The sequence below is a fragment of the Ramlibacter sp. bp-362 genome, assembly GCF_054956735.1.
In genome coordinates this window covers 137,478-155,429 of sequence record NZ_JBUDXE010000006.1, presented here as the reverse complement: position 1 = coordinate 155,429, position 17,952 = coordinate 137,478, and the positions used below count along the sequence as shown (strand labels likewise).

Genomic DNA, 17,952 nt, shown 5'->3' with positions numbered 1-17,952 from the left:
CCCGGCCCATCAGGCGCACACGGCGACGGGCTCCGTCACGAGACCACCTCGTAATAGAGGTTCTGCGGGTGCCGCGCCTGCGCGAAGAAGAACCAGCGCTCGGCCAACAGGCCCGCGAATTGCACCGGCACGGCCAGCAGCCACGGCAGGCCCGAACCGCTTCGCATCGCCAGCACGAGCAGCAGCAGAGGCAGCGCGAACGCCAGCACCTGGAACACCACCCGCGTGCGCCGCACGACCGCGAGCGAGGCGCCATGGAAGAACTCGCGGGTGTTGAAGGAGCCGCCCGTCATGCCCATCGCCTTCTGCGCGAGCTGCGGATTGCGGATGCCCGTCGCGCTCTGGAGCGTCGACCTGGGCTTCAGCCGTGCGTTGCGGCGCAGGGCCAGCGCACGCGTTCCCCAGGCCACCAAGGTCGCGACCGCGGCCCAGGGCGCGACGCCGGCCACGAAGGCCGCCTCGCCCGCCAGCACCCCGAGCGCGCCCGCGAGCACCAGCCCGGACGCCAGCCCGATCAGCGTGTAGTTCACGATCGTGAGCGGATGCGCCCACTCCTGGATGAATCGCAGGCAGGCGTAGATCATGGCCGTGCAGTACCACAGCAGGAGCGACAGCACGATCGCCGCGACGGCGAGCACCACCTGCAGCGTCCCGGCCGTGCGCGGCGTGGCGATCCAGAACACCACCAGCGCGATGAACGCTGGCAGCACGACCACCTCGCGCGACATCCAGGAGGTGCGCCACATGAGCGCCGCGCGCCACGCACGCAGCGGATGGCCCAGGTGGAAGAACGAAGCGACCAAGGCCACGACCAGCAACAAGGCCGCCACCGACAGCCCGGTGGACAGGAAGCCCGGAGCGAGGGCCGCGCCCGCGAGGCAGGCGACGGCCAGCGCGACCACCAGGCCTTGCGCCGCGCCGGCTATGGTCGTGAACAGGAGGATGGACCAGGCCGGACGCATCTCACGCCTCCTCTTCGGCGACGGGAGCGCCGGTCCGCTTGCGCGGCAGGTAGCGGTTCGCCGGGCGGGTCTCCCATTCCGGCATCAGCTGGTAGCCCTCGCGTTCGCGGACGATGCGCGACACCTCCGACTGCGGATCCTTCACGTCCCCGAACAGGCGGGCACCCGTCGGGCAGGCCTTGACGCAGGCGGGCTTGCGGTCCTGCGGCGGCAGCAGTTCGTCGTAGATGCGGTCGACGCACAAGGTGCACTTGGTCATGACCTTGCGCTCCTCGTCGAACTCGCGCGCGCCGTAGGGGCAGGCCCAGCTGCAGTACTTGCAGCCGATGCACTTGTCGTAGTCGACCAGCACGATGCCGTCCTCCGCCCGTTTGTAGCTGGCGCCGGTCGGACACACCGGCACACAGGGCGGCTCCTCGCAGTGCAGGCAGCTCTTGGGGAAGTGGATCGTCTCCGTCTCGGGGAAGCTGCCGGCCTCGTAGGTCTGCACGCGGTTGAAGAACGTGCCGGTGGGGCCGGCGCCATAGGCGTTGAGGTCGGTCAGGGGGCCGGCGGCGCCGGCGGAGTTCCACTCCTTGCACGAGGTCACGCAGGCATGGCAGCCGACGCACACGTTCAGGTCGATGACCAGCGCGAGCTGCCGGGCGAGGGTCTTTTCGTTGTCGTCGGGGTTCATTGCTTCTGCTCCGCCGCGGTGTGGTCCGCGCCGTCGGCCGGGCGGATGCGCACGCGCACGTCGTACCAGCCCGCCTGCCCGGTCACCGGGTCGGAATTGCTGATGCGGCCTTCGCCGAAGGGGAGCTCCTCCGTGATCAGGTGGTTGAGCAGGAAGCCCTTGCGCGATTCGTCGGCGGCGGGCGCCAGGCCCCAGGCGCCGCTGGCCTTGCCGATGGCGTTCCACGTCCACACCGTGCCGGGTTCCACGGCCTCGCTGTAACGCACCATGCAGCGCACGCGGCCCCAGCGGCTTTCCACCCAGCACCAGCCGCCGTCGGCGACGCCCGCGGCCCGCGCGGTGGCCGGATTCACGTGCAGGTAGTTGTGGCTGTGGATCTGGCGCAGCCAGGCGTTCTGCGAATCCCAGGAGTGGTACATCGCCATCGGCCGCTGGGTGATCGCCGCGAGCGGGTAGGCCTCGGCGTCGGTGCAGGCGTCCTCCAGCGGGCGGTACCAGAAGGGCAGCGGATCGAAGTACTCCGCGATGCGCGCGCGCAGCGCCTCCGGCGGCTGCCGCCCCGAGGTCTTGCCCTGGGCGGCGAGCCGGAAGGTCTGGAGCGTGTCCGAATAGATGGCGAGCTGCACCGGGTCGTTCCTCTGGCGCCAGCCCTTCTCCATCGCGAAGTCGAGGTAGGGCCGGTTCCAGTTGCGCATGAACTGCTGGTCCTCGGGCATGTGGTACTGGAAGACGCAGTTGTTCTGCGCGTACATCTCCCACTGCTTCGGGTTCGGCTCGCCGCGCAGGTGCTGCGTGCCGTCCTTGCCGCGCCAGCCCATGAGGAAGCCGATGCCCGGCTGCGGCTGGAAGTTGACGATGAAGTCGGGGTAGTCCTTGAACTTGCGCGAGCCGTCCTCCTTCGTGAAGGCGGGAAACTTCAGGCGCGAGGCCAGCTCGATCAGCACCTCCTGGAAGGGCTTGCACTGGCCCGTGGGCTCCACCACCGGCACGCGCACGGAATCCACCGGCCCGTCGAACTCCGAGATGGGCCGGTCCAGCATGCTCATGACGTCGTGCCGTTCCAGGTAGGTCGTGTCGGGCAGCACCAGGTCCGCGAAGGCGACCATCTCGCTCTGGAAGGCGTCGCAGACGACCAGGAAGGGGATCTTGAACTCGCCGCCCTCGTCCTTCGCGTTGAGCATCTCGCGCACAGCCGTCGTGTTCATGGTGGAGTTCCACGCCATGTTGGCCATGAAGATCAGCAGCGTGTCGATGCGGTAGGGGTCCCCGCGCGTGGCGTTGGTGATCACGTTCTGCATCAGGCCGTGCGCCGAGAGCGGGTGCTCCCAGGAGAAGGCGTGGTCGATGCGGATCGGGCTGCCGTCGGCGTGCACCGCCAGTTCTTCCGGCGAGGCCGGGAAGCCGAGCGGCGCCGCGTTGAGCGGCGTGTTCGGCTTCACCATGGCCGGGTCGTTGAAGGCCCGGTAGTTCGGCACGATGTGGCGCGGGTAAGGCGCCTTGTGGCGGAAGCCCCCGGGCGCGTCGATCGTGCCCAGCACGCTCATGAGGACGGCCAGCGCCCGCACCGTCTGGAATCCGTTGGAATGCGCCGCCAGGCCGCGCATCGCGTGGAAGGCGACCGGCCGCGCCTGCGTGGTCGGATGGCGCTTGCCCCAGGCATCCGTCCAGGGAACAGGAATCTCGAAGGCCTGGCGCAGCGCCGTGTCGCCCAGCTCGTGCGCGAGCTGGCGGATGCGGCCGGCGGGAATGCCCGTGATCGACTCGGCCCACTCGGGCGTGCAGGACGCGACACGCTCGCGCAGCAGCTGGAAGGCGGGGGCGACCCGCGTGCCGTCCGGCAGCGTGTAGTGGCCCTCGAGCGCCAGATCGCGACCGTCTTCCACGCCCTCGGGGTAGGCATGCACCACGGTCCCGCTCGCGAGGTCCCAGGCCAGCTTGTTGTGCGGATGGCGGCCGTTGCCCGGAGGGCCCGCGGCCGGGTCGAAGGCGAACAGGCCTTCGCGCTCGCCCTCGTCCAGCACGACGAGCTGCGGCGCGTTGGTGAAGCGTTGCAGGAAGGGCCGGTCGACCAGGTCCGTGCGGACCAGTTCGTGCAGCAGCGCCATGAACAGCGCGCCGTCGGTGCCGGGGCGGATCGGGATCCATTCGTCCGCAATCGCCGAATAGCCGGTGCGCACCGGGTTGATCGAGATGAAGCGGCCGCCCGCGCGCTTGAACTTGCCGAGCGCCATCTTCATCGGGTTGCTGTGGTGGTCCTCCGCCGTGCCGATCATCACGAACAGCTTCGCGCGATCGAGGTCCGGGCCGCCGAACTCCCAGAAGCTGCCGCCCACGGTGTAGATCATCCCGGCGGCCATGTTCACCGAGCAGAAGCCGCCGTGCGCCGCGTAGTTGGGCGTGCCGAACTGGCGCGCGAACAGGCCGGTGAGCGCCTGCATCTGGTCCCGGCCGGTGAACAGCGCGAACTTCCTGGGATCGGTGGCGCGCAGGTGCGCGAGCCGCTCCGTGAGGATGTCGAACGCGCGCTCCCACGAGATGGGCTCGAATTCGCCGGCCCCGCGGTCCGCGCCCGGCTTGCGCAGCAGCGGCTGCGTCAGGCGCGCCGGCGAGTTCTGCTTCATCACCCCCGAGCTGCCCTTGGCGCAGATCACGCCCTGGTTCAGCGGATGCTCGGGGTTGCCGTCGATGTAGCGGACCTCGCCCTCGCGCAGGTGCACGCGGATGCCGCAGCGGCAGGCGCACATGTAGCAGGTGGTGGTCTTCACCTCCGTGCGGGCCGTGTGGGTGGCCGTGGGGTCGTGCAGGGGCGCGCGCGCGAGGAACTTGAACATCGCGGGGATGCTAGGACGCCCTCCTCGAACTGCTAAACGGGAAATTAAGATATAACCAATCAGGAATATCGATCAATGGACCCAGGAAGCCCCGCCGGGCGCGTTCGCCTCACGATCCGGCAGCTGGAAGTCTTCAGCGCCGTCGCGCGCGGAGGCTCCACCCGCGCCGCCGCCGACCAGGTGGCCCGCTCGCAATCCGCCGCCAGCACCGCCCTCGCCGAACTCGAGGCCACCCTCGGCGTGCAACTGTTCGACCGGGCCGGCAAGCGCCTGGTGCTGAACGAGAACGGGCGCGCCCTGCTGCCGCACGCCGCGGCCATCGTGGAGCAGGCGATCGAGACGCAGGCGCTGTTCTCCGAGGCGCACATGGCGCCGCTGCGGCTCGCCTCCAGCTACACCATCGGCGAGTACCTGCTGCCCGACATCCTCGCCGGCTGGAAGGTCGCGCATCCGCGCAGCCAGGTCCAGCTGCGCATCACCAACACGCAGCAGGTCTTCGAGGCCGTCGCGGCCTTCTCGGCGGACGTTGGTTTCATCGAGGGCGAGCACTCGCACCCGGACCTGACGGTGCGCAGGTGGCGCAGCGACTCCATGGCGATCGTGGCGGCTCCCGGGCATCCGCTGGCCGGCACGGCCACTGCGATCGAGCAGCTCGCGCAAGCCTCCTGGATCCTGCGCGAAAGCGGCTCCGGCACGCGCGAGGCCGCGGACCGCTGGCTGATCCCGCACCTGCGGGAACTGAAGGTGGACCTGGAGCTCGGGAGCAACGAGGCCGTCAAGCGCGCGGTGGCGCTGGGGCTGGGCCTGGGATGCCTGTCACGGCATGCGGTGGCCGACGCGATCCGGCAGGGCTGGCTGGTCGAAGTGCAGGCGCCCCTGCCGGCGCAGGAGCGCGCGCTGTCCATCGTCGTGCACCGCGCGAAGCGGCTGGGAAGCGTGTCGCAGGTGTTCCTTCAACATTGCATTGCATGAAACGACCCGACTGGCAGCAAAGCGGGAACGAACCCGACTACCGATTCACCCTCGCGAACGAGCGCACCTTCCTCGCCTGGATCCGCACCGCCCTGGCGGTGCTCGCGGGCGGCGTGTTGCTGGACCAGTTCGCGGACCACATCCGGCCGCGCGGGCTGCTGGTCGGCGTCGCCCTCGCGCTCATCCTGCTCTCTGCGGTGCTGGCCGCCAGCGCCTACCACCGCTGGAAGGGCAACGAGATCGCGATGCGGCATGCGCGGCCGCTCCCTGCCACGGGCGCGACGGTGCTGCTCGCGACGATGGTCGGCTGCGTGGCCGTCGTGCTCGCGGTGAGCCTGATGTTCAGCCTGAAGTGAAGCGCGATCCCGGACTGCAGCCCGAGCGCACCGCGCTCGCCTGGGGACGCACCGCGCTGGCGATGTTCGTCAACGGCGCGCTGCTGGCGCGCGCGGCGGCGCAGGCGGACTCGGCGGGTCTGTGGACGGTGGCCGGGCTGGTGGTGCTGGCCTCGGTCATCCTGTTCCTCGTGGGCGACCGCCGCCAGCGCATGCTGATGCTGGAATCGGCGCCCAGGGCACCGCATGCGGGCTTCGCGTTCCTGCTCGTGGGGGCGGTGTGGGTGGCTTGCGCGGCGGCGGTGGTGAGCGTGCTGGCGTGAGCTCGCGCATCACGCCACAATAGGTTCCCCATGCAATTGCAGTTCATCGGCAGCGGTGACGCCTTCGGCAGCGGAGGACGGCTCAACACCTGCTTCCATGTACGGGGCGAGAAGGCGAACTTCCTCATCGACTGCGGTGCGTCTTCGCTGATCGGCCTGAAGGCGCGCGAGGTGGACCGCAACGCGATCCAGTCCATCTTCTTCACCCACTTCCACGCGGACCACTTCGGCGGCATCCCGTTCTTCATGCTCGACGCGCAGTTCTTCTCGCGTCGCAGCGCCCCCTTGACGCTCGTCGGTCCGCGCGGCCTGCGCGAGTGGTACGAGCGGGTGATGGAGACGGCGTTCCCGGGCTCCTCGAAGACCGCACCGAAGTTCGCGCTGGAGCTGCTGGAGCTGCAAGCGGGCGAGGAAGCCGAGGTGAACGGCGTGAACGTGCGCGCGTTCCAGGCGCATCACGGCAACGTGGGCGGCCCCTTCTTCTCGTACCGGATCACGGCCGAAGGGCGTTCGCTCGCCTACACGGGCGACACGGAATGGACGGACGCGCTGCTGGACGCGGCACGCGACGTCGATCTGTTCGTCGCGGAAGCCTACTTCCACGACAAGAAGATCAAGCTGCACCTGGACCTGGCCACGCTCGTGAAGCACCTGCCCGCCATCCGGCCCAGGCGGCTGGTGCTCACGCACATGAGCGACGACATGCTGGCGCGCACGAAGGAGTTGCCGTACGAGACAGCGAGCGACGGCCTGGTCGTGGAGTTCTAGGTCGTAGCATCGACCGTGTCGCCGCAGGCCCGGCGCGAAACGCGTTCATCCGAAGCCCTTGGACTCGCTTCCGAGCTGGGCACCGAGACGGCCAGAGAGCTCGGCCGCCGCGCCACGCAACGCGTCGCGCACCCGCTCCTGCGTCTGCGATGTCGACTTGCCGATCGACACGACGGTGAGCGCGGCCACCAAGGTATCCGGATAGCGGAACACGGGCGCGGCACTGGCGGTGATGCCCTCCAGCACGCCGCTGCGTACGGAAGCCACGCCGTCGCGGCGGACTCGCTCGAGCCGCTTCTCCACGTCCTCTTCCGTGTGCAGGCCGAGGGCGGCAAGAGCCTCCGCGTTCACCTGGAGTTCCCGCGCGATGTACTTTCGCGTGAGCGCCGGTGAAAGCCAGGCCGCATAGACCTGTCCCGTCGACGAGTTCAACAGCGGCAGGCGCGCGCCGATCCGCACCCTGACCGACAGCGCACTGCCGTTTTCCTCCACCCGGATCACCGCCGGAGCGCCCTCGTCCCACACGGACAGGACGATGTTTTCCTGGAGTTCGTCCCGCAAGGACGCCATGACCGCACCGGCTTCGCGCACGGCGTCCTGCCTGCGCAGGGCGGCCAGGCCGAGCGCCCTGGAGAGCGGTCCGAGATTGAAGTGGCCCGTGAAGGCGTCGCGCTCGAGCAGGCCTGCGCGCATGAAGCTCGTGAGATAGCGGTGCGCCTTGCTGGGCGCCATCTCCGCGCCTGCCGCCAGTGCCGTCAGCGCCATGCCGCCGTCCGCCTTCGCCAGGACGGCCAGCAGCGAGGCTCCCACCTCCACGGACTGGACCCCGTTGCGCGCGGCGGCATCGGACGTTTCGACCTTCTTGCTGCTCGCCGTGATCCTGCGCTTTGCGCCGCTCGTGTCCTGCTTTTTCATCTCGCCGTCCTCACCGTTGACCCGCGATTCTTGCCGCTGCGCCCCTTCCCCCACGCGCCGCGGCTTCTGGACAGCAACCATATCTCCATCCAGGTTTTTACGATAGGCGGAACTCATTTACGTTATGGTGAAACCACTTCATTGACCTGCGTCAACACATCGCAAAGCGAGGGAACCAGTGAGCGCCGCACCCCAGAAGACCGCCTACGGCCGCCCCAAGGGCTCGTTCGATCCGGATCTCGTGCAGACCGGCGCGGGCACTCCGGGTGGCGAATTCCTGCGCCGCTACTGGCACCCGGTGGGTCTCTCGAAGGAACTCGGCCCGCGTCCGAGGAAAGTGAAGGTGCTGGGTGAGGACCTGGTCCTCTTTCGCGATGGCAGCGGACGCGCGGGGCTCATCACCCCGCGCTGCGTGCACCGCGGCGCGCCGATGGAGTACGGCAAGGTGGAGAGCGCCGGCATCCGCTGCGCGTATCACGGCTGGCTCTTCGACGTCACCGGGAAGTGCCTGGACCAGCCTTGCGAACCCGAGGGGGGCCGCCGATTCAGGGACAAGGTGCAGCAGCCCTGGTATCCCGTGGAGGAGCGGTACGGACTGGTGTTCGCGTACCTGGGTCCTCCAGAGCGTCAGCCCACGCTGCCTCGCTACGCGGCATTCGAGAACCTCGGGCCGGACGAGAAGATCGTGGCGGACGACTCGACCTACACCGTCGGCGGCGACGACACGGTTTCCGAGATTCCCTGGGCCTGGATGCAGGACTGGGAAAACACGATGGATCCGCATCACGTGTCGATCCTGCACACCGCCTTCAGCGGAGCCCAGTTCGCCCCGCAGATGGCGGTGACACCGGAAATCACCTGGGAGTACACCGCGGCCGGGATGCGGTACCTCTCGAAACGGGTGTTGGACGGCCGGGAGGTCACCCGCGTCACGCAGGTGCTCCTGCCGAACATCCGCAGCGTGCCGAACATCGACCTGTCGCCCGGCGCGGCGGAAAGCATGGGATGGCTGGTCCCGATGGACGACCACAGGCACCGCGCCTTCCACATCACCCGGGTGCCCAGCGATTTCGAGGGCGTCCCCACGGTGACCGCGCCCATCTGGCCCGACAACAAGAAGTGGTCGCAGATGACCGAAGAGGAGCACTGGATCACGCCCGGTGACTGGGAGATCCAGGCGGGCCTGGGAGAGGACGGCATCACGCTCCACAGCGAGGAGCGGCTCGCGACGAGCGACCGGGGCGTCGTCATGTTGCGCCGGCTGCTCAAGCAGCAGATCCGCCTCGTGCAGGAGGGAGGGGACCCGGCGGGCGTGACCTTCGACCCGGGCGCGCCGCCGGTGGATGTCGGCGCCGGGAACTTCTACAGCGGCACGACGGAAAGCACCCGTACCGGCCTGGAGACGGCGAACTAGGAGACAACCATGGAAAAGAGAGCACTTCTTCGGGCCGCATCGTCGCTCGTCCTTCTGGGAACGACGGGGGTGTCGTTCGCCCAGGCCAAGCCCTTCAAGGTGGGTTTGATCCTGCCCCTCACGGGGCCGCTGAAATCCCCGGTGGGACGGCAGATCGAGGCGGGCGCGCGCCTGTGGATCGCACAACACGGCGAGAACGTCGCCGGCCGGAAGGTGGAACTGGTGGTACGGGACGACGCCAGCCAACCAGACATGAGCCGCCGCGTTGCGCAGGAACTGGTCGTGAACGAACAGGTAGATGCCCTCGCCGGCTTTGCGCTGACTCCTTCGGCCCTTGCGGTCGCTCCCATCGCCACGCAGGCGAAGGTGCCGCAGATCGTCATGTGCGCCGCCGCTTCCGGCATCACCGAAGCGTCACCCTACGTCGTGCGCACCAGCTTCACGCTGCCGCAGGTCTCGGTGGCGCTCGCCGACTGGGCTCCGAAGAACGGGATCAAGACGGTGGTCAGCCTCGTCAGCGACTACGGCCCGGGCGTGGACGCGGAAAAGTTCTTCAAGGAGCGCTTCACGGAGCATGGCGGAAAGATCCTCGATGCCGTTCGCGTGCCGCTTCGGGGCCCGGATTTCGCACCCTTCCTGCAGCGGGTGCGCGACATGAAACCCGACGCCCTGTTCGTGTTCGTGCCTTCCGGCGCGGGCACGGCCCTGCTGAAGCAGTTCCTCGAACGCGGCATGGACAAGACCGGTATCCGCCTGATCGCCACGGGCGACGTGACGGACGACGACCAGGTCAACGACATGGGCGAAGGCGCACTCGGCGTCATCACGTCGTATCACTACTCCACCGACCATCCGTCGGCGGCGAACAGGACCTTCACCGAGCAGTTCCGCAAGGCCAACAATGGACTGCGCCCGAACGCGATGGCCGTCAGCGCCTATGACGGAATGCGGGTGATCTACGAGGCGCTGAAGAAGACGCAGGGGAAGGGCAACGGCGAACAGCTCGTGGCCGCCATGAAGGGGCAGGTCTTTGAAAGCCCGCGCGGCCCGGTGGCCATCGACCCGCAGACGCGCGACATCGTGCAGGACATCTACCTGCGCCGGGTGGAGCGCAAGAACGGCGAGCTCTACAACGTGGAGTTCGACGTCATCAAGGAAATGAAGGATCCCGGCAAGGCAAGGTGACGAGCCGGGGATCCTTCGGGCGTCCTCAGCGCGGCGTCAGGTGCGCCGCCTGCGCGACGCGCGACCAGCGCGCGATGTCGCCCGCGATGCGCTTCGCCAGACCGGCCGAATCGGTGTTGCCCGGCTCCAGGCCCAGCGCATGCATGCGCTCGACCGTCGCCTTGTCCTTGAGGATGTCGCCGACGGCGGCACGCAGTTTCGCCAGCACCGGCTCCGGCGTGCCCTTGGGCGCCATCAGCGCCGTCCAGATCGGGGTGTCGTAGCCGGCGTAGCCGGATTCGGCGATCGTGGGCACGTCCGGCAGCGCAGCCGAGCGCGTGGCGGTCGTCACGGCGAGCGCCTTCAGCTTGCCGCCCTTGATGTGCGGGATGACGGCAGGGGCGTCCAGCACGCCCACCTGGATCTCGCCGCCCAGCAGCGCGGTGACCACGGGGCCGGAGCCGCGGTACTGGATGTGGTTGAACTTCACGCCCGCCGCCTCGGTGAGGGTCTCGGCGACCAGCACGAACGAGGTCGTCGGCGTGCCGTTGTCCAGCCGGCCGTCCTTGTGGGTCTTGGAGTACTGCACCAGCTCGCCGAAGTTCTTCACGGGCAGCGAGGCCGGCACCGTGACCACCAGCGGGAAGGTGGCGAGCAGCGCGATCGGCTCGTAGTCCTTCACCGGGTCGTACGACAGGCTCTTCATGAGGACCGGGTTGGTGGTCATGCCGCCGCTGGAGGAGACCAGCAGGGTGTAGCCGTCCGGGTTGGAGCGCGCCACGAACTCGTTGCCGATGGCCGAGGCGGCGCCGGGCTTGTTCTCCACGATGAAGCCCTGGTGCAGCCGCTCCTGCAGCCCCGCGGCGAGCAGCCGCGCGAGGATGTCGTTGGTGCCGCCGGGGGCGAAGCCCACGACGATCTTGACCGGCTTGTCCGGATACGACTGCGCGGCGGCCGGTGCCACGTGCAGGGCCATCGCGGCCGCGGCGACCACGGTGCCGGCGGACAGGGCGCGCAGCACGCGGCGGCGCAGGAAGGAAGGCGAACGGGGCATGCGGATGTCTCCTGGATCGGATGAGTGAAGCTGGGATCCGGGTGTCCGGCCAGCGGATTGCAAGTCCATTTTATGGACAGACTTTGATCCAGGTCAAACTGCGGCAGACCCTAGTCCGCACCGCGGACAGGTCAGCCGGCCACCGCGCCCGAGCCGAAGCCCAGCGCCTCGGAGAGCTTCACCGCCTCCTCCAGCAGCAGGTTCGCGACTTCCTTCTGCCGCTTCGCGTCCAGCCGCACCTCCGGCCCGAACACGCCCATCGAACCCGCGACGGTGCCGTGGAGATCGAAGAACGGCACCGCGATGCCCACGGCTCCGGAGATGAGTTCGCTGTGGCTGGTGGAATAGCCGCGCTTGCGCGTGACGGCCAGTTCGGCCTCCAGGTCCTTGAGGTCGATGCCCGTCCCCTGCAAGTAGCTGCGCAGTTCCGCCGCACCGGGCTCCATGTAGGCCAGGATGGCCCGCCCGGATGCGCCCAGGGCAATCCGCTCGGTATAGCCGACGCCCCGCTTGAAGTTGAGCGGCTGCGGGCTGGGCAGCTCGGCAACGCACAGGCGCAGGTTGCCTTGCGGCACGAACAGCGCCACGGTCTCGCGCGTCTGCTCCCACACCCTGCGCAGGATGGGCGCGGCGAGGCTGCCGAGGTCCTGCGTGGCGCTCCACACGTGCGCCAGCCGCGCGACGGACGGGCCGAGCCGGAAGCGCTGCGGCTCCCCCACGGAGACCAGGAAGCCGTGTTCCTGCAGGGTGTAGATCAGCCGGTACAGCGTCGGCCGCGACAGGCCGACGCGCTTGAGCAGTTCGCCAGCCGACAGCTCCGCGCCCTCGGCCGTGAAGGCCAGCAGGATGTCCAGCGCGCGGCCCACGGCGCGCACGTTCTCGTTCTTCTCGGTGTTGTTCATTCGGTGCTTCCTCCCCGTCGCGTCGGCCGATTATGTCCGCTGCGCGGACACCTTGACCGGGATCAAATAATGTCCATAGAATGGATTTCATGTCCAACAAGCGGACTCACAGGAGGACCGGGTGACCCATCCCACCATTCCCGTCACGCTGCTCTTCGCCGATGGCGCCTGCCACCGGCTGGCCGTGCCCCAGGGCGGCAAGCTGGTCGAGGCGGCCGCGGAGGCCGGCCTGACGCTGCTGACGGACTGCTCCAACGGCCAGTGCGGCACCTGCACGGGCCAGCTCGTGTCCGGCAGCGTCGAACTGGACGACTACGACCGCGCCGTGCTGCCCGACGACGACCGCGCCGCCGGCGCCGTGCTGCCCTGCGTCTGCCGCGTGCACGGCCCCTGCGCGATCGAACTGCCCTACGACGCCAGCGAAGCGCTGGGCGAGGAGCCGGCGCCGATCGCCGCCAGCGTGACGGCCGTGGAACAGGTCGCGAGCGAGACCGTGCGGCTGGAATTGAGCGTGGCGCAGGCCGTCGCCTTCGAGCCGGGCCAGTACGTGCGCATCACGCCGGCCGGCGCGGACTTCCACCGCTCGTATTCGATGGCCAACGTGCCCGGCACGGACCGCCTGCAGTTCTTCATCCGCCTGGTGCCGGGCGGCGCGTTTTCCGACTGGCTCGCCCGTGCCAAGGCAGGCGATCCCGTGGAACTCAGCACGCCGCACGGCACCTTCTTCCTGCGCCAGGAGGACCGCCCTCGCCTGTTCGTCGCCGGCGGCACCGGCGTGGCGCCCTTCCTGTCGATGCTGCGCGCCATGGCGGCGCGGCCGGCGCCGCAGCGCACCACCTTGCTGATCGGCGCGCGCACGCCGGGCCACCTGTTCGCGCTCGACGAACTGAAGCAGCTGGGCGAGCAGCTGCAGGGCATGGACCTGCAGATCGCCGTCGAACAGGACGCCCAGCCCGGATGCCACGCCGGCTACGCCACCGACCTGATCCCGCAACTCGGGCTGGACCCGTCCACCCGCGTGTACCTGTGCGGCCCGCCGCCGATGGTGGAGGCCGGACGCCGCGCCGCCGAGGCCGCCGGCCTGGCGCGCGCCGACGTGCTGTGCGAACGCTTCGCCTGACGCCCTCCTGATCCAAGAGAGACAAGCATGATCCCGATCACCACCGAATCCCGCTACAACGCGCTCGTCAAGCTGCGCGAAGGCAAGATCAGCCGCGAGATCTTCTCCGACAAGGAGATCTTCGAGGAGGAACTCGAGAAGGTCTTCACCCGCGCCTGGCTGTTCGTCGGCCACGAGAGCCAGGTGCCGAATCCCGGCGACTTCTTCACCTCGCGCATGGGCGCCGAGTCCGTGATCCTGGCGCGCGACAAGAAGAAGAAGGTCCACGTGTTCCTGAACTCGTGCCGCCACCGCGGCATGAAGGTCTGCCAGTACGACCACGGCAACACGCAGCTCTTCACCTGCCCGTACCACAGCTGGAGCTACACCACCGACGGAAAGCTGTTCGGCGTGCCGCAGTTCAAGCAGCTGTACGAAGGCTGCATGGAGAAGGAGGAGTGGTCGCTGATCGAGCCGCCGAAGATGGAGGTGTACAAGGGCACCGTCTGGGCGAGCTGGGACAAGGACGCGCCCGACCTCCTGACCTACCTCGGCGACGCGAAGGTGCACCTGGACCTCGCGCTCGACTGCCGCGACGGCCGCGAAGGCGGATCGGAAGTGCTGTTCGGCGTGCACAAGTGGATCATCCCGTGCAACTGGAAGTTCGCCGCCGAGAACTTCCTGGGCGACACCTACCACAACGTCAGCCACCGCTCGGTGGACCTGATCGGCATCGGCCCGAGCGCCGAGGCCGGCGTGAAGGGCCGCCGCGACAACGAGATGGAGAAGGCGCAGCACGTCTGGGCCAACTTCCCCGCCGGCCACGGCGTGCACAGCGCGATCATGCCGCAGGACTGGGAGTTCCTGAACACGTACCAGAACGACCCGGTCGTCGCGGAGTACTTCCGCGAGGCGCACGCCAAGCGCAAGGAGCGCCTGGGCGCGGAGAAGCACCGCCTGATCCCCTTCGTAGGCACGATCTATCCCAACGTGTCCTTCCACGGCAACCAGCCGCGCAACCTGTGCGTGTGGCATCCGCACGGACCCGAGTCGACCGAGGCGTGGCGCTTCTTCCTGGTGGACGCGGACGCGCCGCAGGAGGTGAAGGATTTCCTGCGCACCTACTACATGCGCTACTCCGGCCCTGCCGGCATGACCGAGCAGGACGACATGGAGAACTGGAACTACGCCACGGCCGGCAGCCGGGGTGTCGTCGCGCGCCGCTACCCCTTCAACTACCAGCAGTCGCTCGGCAAGGTGACCACGAGCGGACCGGTGGCCGGCAACGTGAGCCTGCAGGTGAGCGAGGAGAACCCGCGGCAGTTCTACCGCCGCTGGCGCGACTACATGAACGGCGCCGACTGGGACACGCTGCTGGGCCGCAAGGACCGCGAGCCGGCGAGCTTCGTCGAGTAAGGCCATGTCCGTCGTCATCGTCACCGGCGGCACCTTCGGCCTCGGCCAGTCCATCACGGTGGAACTCGCGCGCCGCGGCCACCAGGTGGTGGCCTTCGGGCTCGCGCAGCCGCAGGTCTCCAGCACGGCGCAGGGCCTCGAGTCCGTGCGGCAAGAGCTCGAGCGCGCCGGCTGCCAGGCCGACGTGCTGGAAGCGGACGTCTCGAACGCCGCCGACGTGCAGCGCGTGGTGGACCACGCGGTGGGGCGCTACGGCGCCATCCACGGGCTCGTCAACAACGCCGCGATCGGCCCGCTCGGCACGGTGCTCACCACCGAGGAACCGGTGTTCGCGAAGGTGCTGGACGTGAACGTGAAGGGCACCTACCTCATGAGCCGCGCCGCCATTCCCCACATGGTGCGGGCCGGCGGCGGCTCCATCGTGAACATCGGCTCCGGCGCCGGCTACGGCAAGGCCGGCATGGCCGCCTACGCCGCCAGCAAGGGCGCGATCGTCGCGCTCACGATGGCGATGGCCTACGACCACTTCCACGACCACGTGCGCGTGAACGTCGCCATTCCCGGCGGCGGTGCCATCGTCTCCGGCATGAGCGTGGGGCGCTTCGGCGGCGACGTCGACGCCTTCCTGCGCAAGCCCGCGCCCGGCACGGCGGCGGGACGGCCGGCCACCGGCCGCGACCTGGCCAACGCCGTCGCCTTCCTGCTGTCGGACGACGCGGCCACGATCTCGGGCACCGTGCTCGACGTCGGCTGCTTCGCGCACCAGGGCGGCCCGGTGCCGCCCAAGCCTTGACCCATCCAGGAGAGAACACCATGTCCGAAACCGCAGAAGCCACGGCGCCCGCCGCCGCAGCCCGCCTGCCGCGCGATGCCCGTTACTACGACACCAAGCGCGAGATCGAGGAATTCCTCTACGACGAAGCCAACCTGCTGGACGAGCGCCGCTTCGAGGAATGGCTGGCCACGCTCGCCGACGACCTGCGCTACTTCATGCCCATGGAATACAACGTGAAGTTCGGCGAGCACGCGCAGCGCGAACTCACGCGCCGCGAAGAGCAGATGAGCTGGTTCAACGAAGGCAAGTGGTCGATCGGCAAGCGGGTCGAGCAGATCCTGACCGGGGTGCACTGGGCGGAGGAGCCGCTGTCGCGCGTGTGCCGCATGGTCAGCAACGTGCAGCTGAAGGCCATCGAGACCAACGCCGCGGGCGAGGAGGAAGTGGACGTGACCAGCCGCTTCCTGATCTACCAGAACCGCTGCGAATACGAGCAGTACTTCTTCGTCGGCGACCGCTTCGACCGCGTGCGCCGCACGGCGGAGGGCTGGAAGCTCGCGCGACGGGAGATCCGGATCCACCAGAACGTGCTGCTGGCGAAGAACCTCACCGTCTTTTTCTAGGACGTCGCCGCGACGATCATTTCTCCCCCACCCTGCGAACCACGGCATCCCAGTAGCCGAGGTCGTGGTTCACCGCCGCGGCGAACTCGGCCGAGGGCAGGCCCGTGGGCGTCAGGGACATGCCGCGCAGGCGCGCGACCACATCCGGCATCTTCAGCACCTTGGCGACGTCGGTGGCGATCCTGTCCACCACCGCCTGGGGGGTGCCGGCCGGCGCGAAGAGCCCGAACCAGCCCACCACGTCCAGCTGCGGAAAGCCCATTTCCCTGAAGCTCGGCACGTCCGGCAGCAACGGAGAACGCGGCCCCGCGACCCCCAGCGCGCGCACGGTGCCCGCCGCGATGTGCGGAGCGGCGGCCGCGATGGTGGCGAAGCCGCCCGAGACCTGGCCTCCCCGGATGTCGTTCAGCAAGGGGCCGTCGCCTTTCTGCGGCACGTGCACCATGTCCAGTCCCGCGGCTTCGTTGAAGGTCGCGCCGAGCAGGTGCAGTGTCTGGTTCACCCCCGCCGACCCGTAGGAGTGCTTCTTCGGCTCCCGCTTCACGAGCGCGATGAACTCGGCCAAGGTCTTCGCGGGCAGCTTCGGATTGACGATGAAGACCGCGACGGCGTCCGTCACCTGCATCACCGGCTTGAAATCCCTCAGCGGGTCGTAGGCCGCGTGGGCGGCGGCCGGGCCCACGACGTTCTGCACCATCGCGGAATTGGTGAGCAGGAGCGTGTAGCCGTCGGGCGGCGCCGCCTTGACGCGCTGCGCCCCGACGAGGCCGGCCGCGCCGGCGCGGTTGTCGACCAGCACGGGCTGGCCCCAGCTCGCCGAGAGCTTCTCGGCGGAGATGCGGGCGACCGCGTCGAGCGAGCCGCCGGCGGGAAAAGGAACGACGATGGTGACGGGCCTCGAGGGAAAGCCCGTCTGCGCCGAAGCAGCCGGCACGGCCGCGGCGGCGAACAGGAGCACCGCGCTCCAGCGCGCCAGCAGGGAAACGAATGCGTGGCCGGACGGGGCGATGCGCTGGCCCGACGCCGGCTGCGCCAGGCGATCCATCCAGGTGTTCATGAGGAGCCTTTCGTTGCTTTGAGAAGTTGCTCGTCGTGGAGCTTGCGCTCGTGGGAGAAACGGTGCTGGATGCGATCACCCAGCGCGTGGAAGCGACCGCGGGAATTGACGAGGGGCGGTTCGTCGGTGCGCACCAGTTTGACCACCTCGCCGACGAAGATGGAATGGTCGCCGCCGTCGTATCGGGCCCAGGTCCGGCAGGCGAAGAAACCCAGCGACTCGCGGAGCACCGGCCATTCGCCCTCCCAGCAATACTCCGGCGTCAGGGACACACCGAGCAGGCGACCGGCGAAGTAATCGGCCAGGTGGCCCTGCGACGCCTTCAGCAGGTTGATCGTGTAGAGGTTGGCCTTCTCCATGTAGGCATGCGCACGTGCTGCCTTGGCCACGTTGATCGAAACGAGCTGGGGCTTGTGCGACACCGACGCAAACGAGCCTGCCGTCATGCCGTGCATCCCGCGGTCGTCGCCCGTCGGGACGGTGATGACGGTGATGCCCGTCGTGAACGTGCGGATGGCCTTGCGAAATTCCTCAGCATCGAGCACTGCCGCTCTCCTTCGGTGAAGCCAGACGTGACGAATGGTGGCTTGGCACGGCGAGCCGGACAAGCCGCAGCTGGCGCAACGCTTTGTTCCGGAAACGGAGCTTCGGGGCCGGCATGGTCGG

18 protein-coding genes are annotated in these 17,952 nt (G+C 68.7%); 10 read left to right on the top strand and 8 right to left on the bottom strand.

Translation table 11 applies throughout. The annotated features are described in order from the left end of the window. Window positions 1–35: 35 nt before the first annotated feature. Genes ACY0MJ_RS10390 through ACY0MJ_RS10380 form a run of 3 tightly spaced genes read right to left on the bottom strand, consistent with a single transcriptional unit; the run spans window position 36 to window position 4,469 of the window. A complete protein-coding gene (locus ACY0MJ_RS10390) occupies window positions 36–962 on the bottom strand; it encodes a dimethyl sulfoxide reductase anchor subunit family protein (protein ID WP_462638344.1) in 927 nt (308 codons plus the stop codon). A 1-nt stretch (window position 963) separates the two neighbouring features. Beyond that, window positions 964–1,638: a 4Fe-4S dicluster domain-containing protein gene (locus tag ACY0MJ_RS10385; RefSeq protein WP_462638343.1), complete on the bottom strand. Its 675-nt coding sequence runs from the start codon at window positions 1,636–1,638 to the stop codon at window positions 964–966. Further along, window positions 1,635–4,469, bottom strand: coding sequence for a molybdopterin oxidoreductase family protein (locus tag ACY0MJ_RS10380; RefSeq protein WP_462638342.1), 2,835 nt, complete (start codon window positions 4,467–4,469; stop codon window positions 1,635–1,637). Before ACY0MJ_RS10380 ends, ACY0MJ_RS10385 begins: the two co-directional genes overlap by 4 nt. A 75-nt stretch (window positions 4,470–4,544) precedes the next feature. On the opposite strand from ACY0MJ_RS10380, the gene ACY0MJ_RS10375 reads away from it, so the two are divergent. Genes ACY0MJ_RS10375 through ACY0MJ_RS10360 form a run of 4 tightly spaced genes read left to right on the top strand, consistent with a single transcriptional unit; the run spans window position 4,545 to window position 6,867 of the window. Continuing rightward, on the top strand, window positions 4,545–5,441 hold the full coding sequence (locus ACY0MJ_RS10375; protein ID WP_462638341.1) for a LysR family transcriptional regulator: 897 nt from the start codon (window positions 4,545–4,547) through the stop codon (window positions 5,439–5,441). Next, on the top strand, window positions 5,438–5,797 hold the full coding sequence (locus ACY0MJ_RS10370; RefSeq protein ID WP_462638340.1) for a YidH family protein: 360 nt from the start codon (window positions 5,438–5,440) through the stop codon (window positions 5,795–5,797). The genes ACY0MJ_RS10375 and ACY0MJ_RS10370 overlap by 4 nt, the downstream gene beginning before the upstream one ends. Further along, complete coding sequence (locus ACY0MJ_RS10365; protein WP_462638339.1) at window positions 5,794–6,099, top strand: DUF202 domain-containing protein; 306 nt, start codon at window positions 5,794–5,796, stop codon at window positions 6,097–6,099. Before ACY0MJ_RS10370 ends, ACY0MJ_RS10365 begins: the two co-directional genes overlap by 4 nt. A 30-nt stretch (window positions 6,100–6,129) precedes the next feature. Beyond that, on the top strand, window positions 6,130–6,867 hold the full coding sequence (locus tag ACY0MJ_RS10360) for an MBL fold metallo-hydrolase (RefSeq protein ID WP_462638338.1): 738 nt from the start codon (window positions 6,130–6,132) through the stop codon (window positions 6,865–6,867). A 45-nt stretch (window positions 6,868–6,912) separates the two neighbouring features. Here the strand turns inward: ACY0MJ_RS10360 and ACY0MJ_RS10355 are convergent, their stop codons facing one another. Further along, entirely contained in the window at window positions 6,913–7,899 is a 987-nt protein-coding gene (locus ACY0MJ_RS10355) for an IclR family transcriptional regulator (protein WP_462638337.1), read from the bottom strand. Window positions 7,900–7,960: 61 nt separating this feature from the next. Here ACY0MJ_RS10355 and ACY0MJ_RS10350 point away from each other — a divergent pair, with 61 nt between their 5' ends. Together ACY0MJ_RS10350 and ACY0MJ_RS10345 are read left to right on the top strand one after the other, a co-directional pair. Continuing rightward, window positions 7,961–9,196 carry a Rieske 2Fe-2S domain-containing protein gene (locus ACY0MJ_RS10350; RefSeq protein WP_462638336.1) on the top strand — a complete coding sequence of 412 codons (1,236 nt, stop codon included), beginning with the start codon at window positions 7,961–7,963 and terminating at the stop codon, window positions 9,194–9,196. Between the two features lie 9 nt (window positions 9,197–9,205). After that, window positions 9,206–10,381: an ABC transporter substrate-binding protein gene (locus ACY0MJ_RS10345; RefSeq protein ID WP_462638335.1), complete on the top strand. Its 1,176-nt coding sequence runs from the start codon at window positions 9,206–9,208 to the stop codon at window positions 10,379–10,381. A 25-nt stretch (window positions 10,382–10,406) separates the two neighbouring features. Here ACY0MJ_RS10345 and ACY0MJ_RS10340 read toward each other — a convergent pair whose 3' ends face one another. Both ACY0MJ_RS10340 and ACY0MJ_RS10335 read right to left on the bottom strand, forming a co-directional pair. Then, window positions 10,407–11,414, bottom strand: coding sequence for a Bug family tripartite tricarboxylate transporter substrate binding protein (locus ACY0MJ_RS10340; protein ID WP_462638334.1), 1,008 nt, complete (start codon window positions 11,412–11,414; stop codon window positions 10,407–10,409). Between the two features lie 131 nt (window positions 11,415–11,545). Next, window positions 11,546–12,316, bottom strand: a complete 771-nt coding sequence (locus ACY0MJ_RS10335) for an IclR family transcriptional regulator (protein ID WP_462638333.1) — start codon at window positions 12,314–12,316, stop codon at window positions 11,546–11,548. A gap of 121 nt (window positions 12,317–12,437) precedes the next feature. On the opposite strand from ACY0MJ_RS10335, the gene ACY0MJ_RS10330 reads away from it, so the two are divergent. The 4 genes from ACY0MJ_RS10330 to ACY0MJ_RS10315 are packed head-to-tail and all read left to right on the top strand — an operon-like array spanning window position 12,438 to window position 16,229. Beyond that, window positions 12,438–13,436: a 2Fe-2S iron-sulfur cluster-binding protein gene (locus tag ACY0MJ_RS10330; RefSeq protein WP_462638332.1), complete on the top strand. Its 999-nt coding sequence runs from the start codon at window positions 12,438–12,440 to the stop codon at window positions 13,434–13,436. 27 nt (window positions 13,437–13,463) lie between these two features. Continuing rightward, window positions 13,464–14,831, top strand: a complete 1,368-nt coding sequence (locus tag ACY0MJ_RS10325) for an aromatic ring-hydroxylating oxygenase subunit alpha (protein ID WP_462638331.1) — start codon at window positions 13,464–13,466, stop codon at window positions 14,829–14,831. A 4-nt stretch (window positions 14,832–14,835) separates the two neighbouring features. Next, entirely contained in the window at window positions 14,836–15,624 is a 789-nt protein-coding gene (locus ACY0MJ_RS10320; RefSeq protein WP_462638330.1) for an SDR family NAD(P)-dependent oxidoreductase, read from the top strand. Between the two features lie 20 nt (window positions 15,625–15,644). After that, complete coding sequence (locus tag ACY0MJ_RS10315) at window positions 15,645–16,229, top strand: 3-phenylpropionate/cinnamic acid dioxygenase subunit beta (protein WP_462638329.1); 585 nt, start codon at window positions 15,645–15,647, stop codon at window positions 16,227–16,229. A gap of 16 nt (window positions 16,230–16,245) precedes the next feature. On the opposite strand, the gene ACY0MJ_RS10310 is transcribed toward ACY0MJ_RS10315, so the two are convergent. Then, the gene (locus ACY0MJ_RS10310; protein WP_462638328.1) at window positions 16,246–17,286 is read right to left on the bottom strand and encodes a Bug family tripartite tricarboxylate transporter substrate binding protein; all 1,041 of its coding nucleotides are present in this window, start codon (window positions 17,284–17,286) and stop codon (window positions 16,246–16,248) included. Continuing rightward, complete coding sequence (locus ACY0MJ_RS10305) at window positions 17,283–17,831, bottom strand: flavin reductase family protein (RefSeq protein WP_462638327.1); 549 nt, start codon at window positions 17,829–17,831, stop codon at window positions 17,283–17,285. Before ACY0MJ_RS10305 ends, ACY0MJ_RS10310 begins: the two co-directional genes overlap by 4 nt. Window positions 17,832–17,952 lie beyond the last annotated feature (121 nt).

Excerpts from the sequence above, each read along its gene's own strand:
- ACY0MJ_RS10390 (WP_462638344.1), bottom strand. The coding sequence starts at position 962 with ATGCGTCCGGCCTGGTCCATCCTCCTGTTCACGACCATAGCCGGCGCG.
- ACY0MJ_RS10385 (WP_462638343.1), bottom strand. The coding sequence starts at position 1,638 with ATGAACCCCGACGACAACGAAAAGACCCTCGCCCGGCAGCTCGCGCTG.
- ACY0MJ_RS10380 (WP_462638342.1), bottom strand. The coding sequence starts at position 4,469 with ATGTTCAAGTTCCTCGCGCGCGCGCCCCTGCACGACCCCACGGCCACC.
- ACY0MJ_RS10375 (WP_462638341.1), top strand. The coding sequence starts at position 4,545 with ATGGACCCAGGAAGCCCCGCCGGGCGCGTTCGCCTCACGATCCGGCAG.
- ACY0MJ_RS10370 (WP_462638340.1), top strand. The coding sequence starts at position 5,438 with ATGAAACGACCCGACTGGCAGCAAAGCGGGAACGAACCCGACTACCGA.
- ACY0MJ_RS10360 (WP_462638338.1), top strand. The coding sequence starts at position 6,130 with ATGCAATTGCAGTTCATCGGCAGCGGTGACGCCTTCGGCAGCGGAGGA.
- ACY0MJ_RS10355 (WP_462638337.1), bottom strand. The coding sequence starts at position 7,899 with ATGAGTTCCGCCTATCGTAAAAACCTGGATGGAGATATGGTTGCTGTC.
- ACY0MJ_RS10345 (WP_462638335.1), top strand. The coding sequence starts at position 9,206 with ATGGAAAAGAGAGCACTTCTTCGGGCCGCATCGTCGCTCGTCCTTCTG.
- ACY0MJ_RS10340 (WP_462638334.1), bottom strand. The coding sequence starts at position 11,414 with ATGCCCCGTTCGCCTTCCTTCCTGCGCCGCCGCGTGCTGCGCGCCCTG.
- ACY0MJ_RS10335 (WP_462638333.1), bottom strand. The coding sequence starts at position 12,316 with ATGAACAACACCGAGAAGAACGAGAACGTGCGCGCCGTGGGCCGCGCG.
- ACY0MJ_RS10325 (WP_462638331.1), top strand. The coding sequence starts at position 13,464 with ATGATCCCGATCACCACCGAATCCCGCTACAACGCGCTCGTCAAGCTG.
- ACY0MJ_RS10320 (WP_462638330.1), top strand. The coding sequence starts at position 14,836 with ATGTCCGTCGTCATCGTCACCGGCGGCACCTTCGGCCTCGGCCAGTCC.
- ACY0MJ_RS10315 (WP_462638329.1), top strand. The coding sequence starts at position 15,645 with ATGTCCGAAACCGCAGAAGCCACGGCGCCCGCCGCCGCAGCCCGCCTG.
- ACY0MJ_RS10310 (WP_462638328.1), bottom strand. The coding sequence starts at position 17,286 with ATGAACACCTGGATGGATCGCCTGGCGCAGCCGGCGTCGGGCCAGCGC.